Here is a 5,049-nt window from a genome sequence, read left to right as displayed (position 1 = left end):
GACCTCACCCGCCTGGCCGATGCGGTGGAAGCGGCCCTGGACTGGGAGCGGCTGGCGGCGGCCCTGCCCGGTGGCGGCGCCGCAGGACGGGCTTGAGTCGCGGGCCGGTGCGGGAGAACTCCCGGTGGCCGGCCCGATCCGGCATTACAATGGCGGGCCCGCTTCCTTGTTATTGGCCTGATCGTTGGCTTGATCCATTCGAGTGGCGTCCATGAAGATCCCGATCCCGAACCCGCGTCTGATATTGATCCTGACCGCCCTGCTGGCCGGAGCGCTGCTGTTTTGGGCGATCTGGCTGCGCGTCCCCGCCCATATCCCGCTCCCGGCCGAGGCGGCTCGGCCAGGCCCGCCGCGCACCCTGCGCCTGGGGCTCAATATCGCGGCCGGCAGTGCCCTGCACAAAGCGGCCCTGCGTTTTGCCGAACAGGTGGGAGAACGTAGCAAGGGACGGCTGCAGGTCCAGGTCTTTCCCGATCAGCAACTAGGCAACGACGATCAGATGCTGGAAATGGCGCGCAACGGGCAACTGGACTTTTTGCTGATTCCCTCGGCCAAGCTCAGTTCTGCCATTCCTGCGATGCAGTATGCCGACCTGCCCTTTTATTTTTCCAGCCGCGAGGAGTTGTACGCCATGCTCGATGGCGAGCCGGGCCAGATGCTGCTCGCCAAACTGCATCAGCTAGGCCTGGTGGGACTGACCTTCTGGGAAAACGGTTTCAAGCAGTTCACCGCCAACCGCCCCATTCACTCTCCCGAGGATTTTGCCGGACTGCGCATCCGCACCATGAAGAGCCGGCTGATTGCCGAGCAGTTTGCGGCCCTGGGCGCCCAGCCCATCCCGATCGACTTCCACAGGGTGCGCCAGGCATTGGCCGAGCAGGCGGTAGATGGGCAGGAAAATCCGCTGGTGGCGATCGTGGCGATGGGCATTCATGAGGTGCAAAAGCATCTGACGCTTTCCCATCATGCCTACCTGGGCTATGTGTTTGCGGCCAGCAAGCCGGTGTTTGAAACCCTGTCGCCCGGGTTGCGCCAGGTGATTCAGGATACCGCCCGGGAACTGACGCAGTGGGAGCGCGAAGAAACCGCGCGCCTGGAAACGGGCCTGATCGAGACGATCCGCGCGGCCGGGGTCGAGATCCATACCCTGACGCCCGGGCAACGCCAGCGTTTCAGCGCCGTCATGGCGCCGCTGGCCGATCATTTCGGCTTTGAAGTGGGTTATGACCTGCTCGGCAAGACCGGGGAGTTGCGCTACCTGCGGCAGATGCCGGCGGCAGGCAAGGAACCCTTGATCATCGGTCTGGATGCCGACCTGTCGAACAATGGCGTCCTGGCCGGCGGGGCGATTTACCGGGGCATGCAGCTGGCGCAAGAAGAAATCAACCAGAAGGGCGGCCTGCTCGGACGCCCCTTGCAAATTCTCGCCCGGGATCACGGCGGCAATCCTTCCGTGGGGCGGCAGAACCTGGCATGGTTCGCCCGCCTGCCCCGGATGCTGGCGGTGATGGGAGGGCAGCATTCGGCGGTCATCCTCGCTGAAATGGAAGATATTCACCGCCTGCAGCTGCCTTATCTCGTGCCCTGGGCGGCCAACCACGACGTCATGCAGCATGGGCATTCGCCCAGCTACCTGTTCCGGGCTTCGCTCGACGATCAGGATGTGGCGCCTGTTCTGCTCGGGCACGCCCTGGGCCAGGGCGGTACGGTCGGCATGCTGCTGGAGCGTTCGGCCTGGGGCCGCAGCAACGCCCAGGCGATCGCCGCCATGCTCGCCAGACTGCCCGCGGGGCGGGTGAACATTCAATGGGTCAATCCGGGCGACCCCGACATCGGCCTCCAGACCGAAGCCTTGCTACAGCGCGGGGTCCGCAGCCTGGTGCTGGTGCTCCAAGCCCATGAAACCCAGGCGGCGGTGAAGGCCGTCGCCCAGCAGGACGAACCGGTACCGGTTTTTTCCCACTGGGGGATGACCGGCGGCAATTTCTTTGCCGCCGCCCAGCACGATCTGCAGCGCGTCGATTTGCGCTTCGTGCAGACCGTGGTGGTCGACGATGCGCATCGCCGGCCGGCCCTGAACGCCTTCCTCGAGCGTTACCGGAAACGTTACGGTCAGGAGGCGCCAGTGCCGGCCCTGATGGGTTCCGTCCATGCTTACGATCTGGTGCATCTGCTGGCCCGGGCGGTGACGCAGGCCAGGTCGCAGGACCGGGAAGCCATCCGGCGCGAACTCGAACAGATCCCCCACCATGCCGGCGTGATGCAGGATTACAAACGCCCCTTCTCCCCTGACGATCACGATGCCCTGGACCGGCGTTTCCTGCGCCTCGCCCGGTATGACGCAGCGGGAAATATCGTCGCGGTGCAATGATGGGCCTGCACTTTCCAGACTATTTCACGCGCCGCCTGGAGCGCCGCATCACCTGGACCTTCGGGCTGTTCGTGGCCCTGGCCATGATCACGGTTGCGATGATCGTGGCGCTCCAGTTGTACAGCATCATCACCCGCAACCTCCATCACGAACTGGAAGCCCGCGCCCAGCAGAACGGGGTGCTGCTCATGCAGCGCCTCGATTACCTGCTCGAAAGCGCTACCGTGCTGGTGAAGAACCCGCTGGTGATCAATGGCCTCAACGACGCCCAGGGCCGCCAGACCTATCTGCCTAAACTGGTGAAGAATTTCCGCGAAGGCCGCGATGTGCACGCGGTGGCCTTGCTCGGCTACGACGGCAAACCCGTTTATTCGAGCCTCGAATCCCTGCCGACTTACGCGGATTCTCCCGTGCTGCGCAGTGTCCTGGCCAATGGCGCCAGCAACTATCTGGTGGACCCGGAACGGGGGCAATGGGTCGTATTCGTGCCGGTCAATTACTACAGCACCACTCAGGGCGTACTGGTGGTGGCGTTCAATCTGGGCGAGGTGGCGCGCCGGGTGCTGCGCATCGACCCCTTGTTCAGCTACCGCCTGCTGTCCGGGGAGCGGGTGCTCTACGAGCATCATCCGGAAGGGGTCGGCACGGATCTGGTGCGGGCGCGTCAGAACGTGGCCCAGCCAGGGCAAGGCTTTCTATCCGACCTCGATTTTCAGATCGAGGTGATGGCGCCGCGTCAGCATTATCTCCAGCCCGCCTTCAACGCCGTCCGGGATGTGAGCGTGCTGGGCATGGCGCTGACCCTGGCGGCCATTTTCATTGCCTATCGTCTCGGCCTTTCCATTTCCCGGCCGATCCTGCTGCTGCAGCAACGGGTGGCCCAGGCCGATGGCAACCCGGAAACGCATTGCGCGCCGCTGGGCACCGGCGACGAACTGGAAGACCTGGCCGTGCGCTTTGATCAGCGCACCCGGGATTTGCTCGAAATCCAGATGCACCTCGAAGGCCTGGTGGCATCCCGTACCCGCGAACTGGAGCAGGCCAAGCAGTCGGCCGAGGCGGCCAACCGCTTCAAGAGTTCCTTCCTGGCCAACATGAGCCATGAAATCCGCACCCCGATGAATGCCATCATCGGCCTCACCCATCTGCTCCGGCGCAACACCACTGATGCGCACCAGCTGGAGCAGCTCGACAAGATTGCCCAGGCGGCGCAGCACTTGCTGGGCATCATCAACGACATTCTCGACTTCTCCAAGATCGAAGCCGGCAAATTCAACATCGAGGCCAGGGATTTCGAGCTGGACGAGGTATTCCGCAATCTCAATGACATGATCGCCGACAAGGCCTGCGACAAGGGGCTGGAAGTCGTCAATCGCATTGACCCGGACATTCCCCTGATGCTGCACGGAGACCGCATGCGCCTGGAGCAGGTGCTCCTCAATTTCGCCAGTAATGCGGTCAAATTCACCGAAACCGGCAGCATCATCTTCCGCGCCCGCCGCCTCGAAGAAACGGCGACAGGGGTCCGGCTGCGCTTCGAGGTCAGCGATACCGGCATTGGCCTCAGTGAGGAGCAGCGGGAGCGGCTGTTTCAACCCTTTGAACAGGCAGATGTCTCGACGACGCGCAAGTTTGGCGGTACCGGCCTGGGCCTGGCCATCAGCAAACGTCTGGTGGAATTGATGGGGGGGCAGGTCGGGGTTGAGAGCCACCTTGGGCAGGGCAGCACCTTCTGGTGCGAACTGGAGTTGCCGATGGCGGCCAATCCGGGCGAAGTGCATCGGCAGCTCCAGGCCTTGCCCAAAAACATGCGGGCCCTGGTGGTCGATGATGTCGCGGATGCCCGGGAGGCGCTGACGGACATGCTGCAGAGCTTTGCCGTGCAGGCCCGGAGCGTCGACTCGGGCGAAGCCGCCCTGGCCAGCGTTAAAGCGGCAATGGCGGAGGGCAAGCCCTTTGATCTGATCCTGATGGACTGGGCCATGCCCGGTATGGACGGCATCGAAACCAGCCGTCGCATCAGGATGCTGGGCCAGGAACCGCCGCCCAGGATCATCCTGGTCACCGGCAACAGCCGCAACTGGGCGCCCGGATTGCTGCAGGAAGCGGGCATCATCCGCCAGCTCAACAAGCCGGTGACCCCTTCCATGCTGCACGACACCCTCGTCGATGTCTGTGCGGACAAGCCAGGCGAGGGGGTGCATCGGATTGCCCCCCGCCCTCAGGCGCCCGAACTCGATCCTGCCCCCTTGCGCGGCCGGCGCTTGCTGCTGGCAGAAGACAATCCGATCAATCAGGAGGTGGCGCTGGCGCTGCTAAAGGAGGTGGGGCTCGAGGTGGACGTGGCCAATGACGGTCGCGAGGCGCTGGACAAGGCCGCCGCCCATCCCTATGACCTGATCCTGATGGATGTGCAGATGCCGCACATGGATGGCCTGGAAGCGACCCGGGCAATCCGGCATCTGCCGGATCGCACGGCCGTCCCGATTCTGGCCATGACCGCCAATGCCTTCGAGGAAGATCGTGCCGCCTGCCTGGCGGCCGGGATGAACGACCATATTGCAAAACCGGTGGACCCTGAGCAGCTGTTTACGGTGCTGCTGCACTGGCTGCCACGCCCGGCAGCACCGGCAGCACCGGCAGCACCGGCAGCACCGGCGGAGCCGCCGGGCATGGCC

Annotated in this window: 2 protein-coding genes; both read left to right on the top strand. The window is 64.1% G+C overall.

Annotation, left to right across the window (positions count from 1 at the left end; translation table 11 throughout):
- The first annotated feature begins 211 nt into the window (after positions 1 to 211).
- The gene (locus WBH99_RS07955; RefSeq protein WP_424219556.1) at positions 212 to 2,371 is read left to right on the top strand and encodes a DctP family TRAP transporter solute-binding subunit; all 2,160 of its coding nucleotides are present in this window, start codon (positions 212 to 214) and stop codon (positions 2,369 to 2,371) included.
- Positions 2,368 to 5,049: response regulator (locus WBH99_RS07950; RefSeq protein ID WP_424219555.1), on the top strand; the 2,682-nt coding region annotated here is incomplete at its 3' end. The genes WBH99_RS07955 and WBH99_RS07950, both read left to right, overlap by 4 nt.

This window comes from Azovibrio sp. (assembly GCF_049658005.1).
Lineage (GTDB): Bacteria > Pseudomonadota > Gammaproteobacteria > Burkholderiales > Rhodocyclaceae > Azovibrio.
This window is presented reverse-complemented; position numbering and strand designations above follow the sequence as displayed.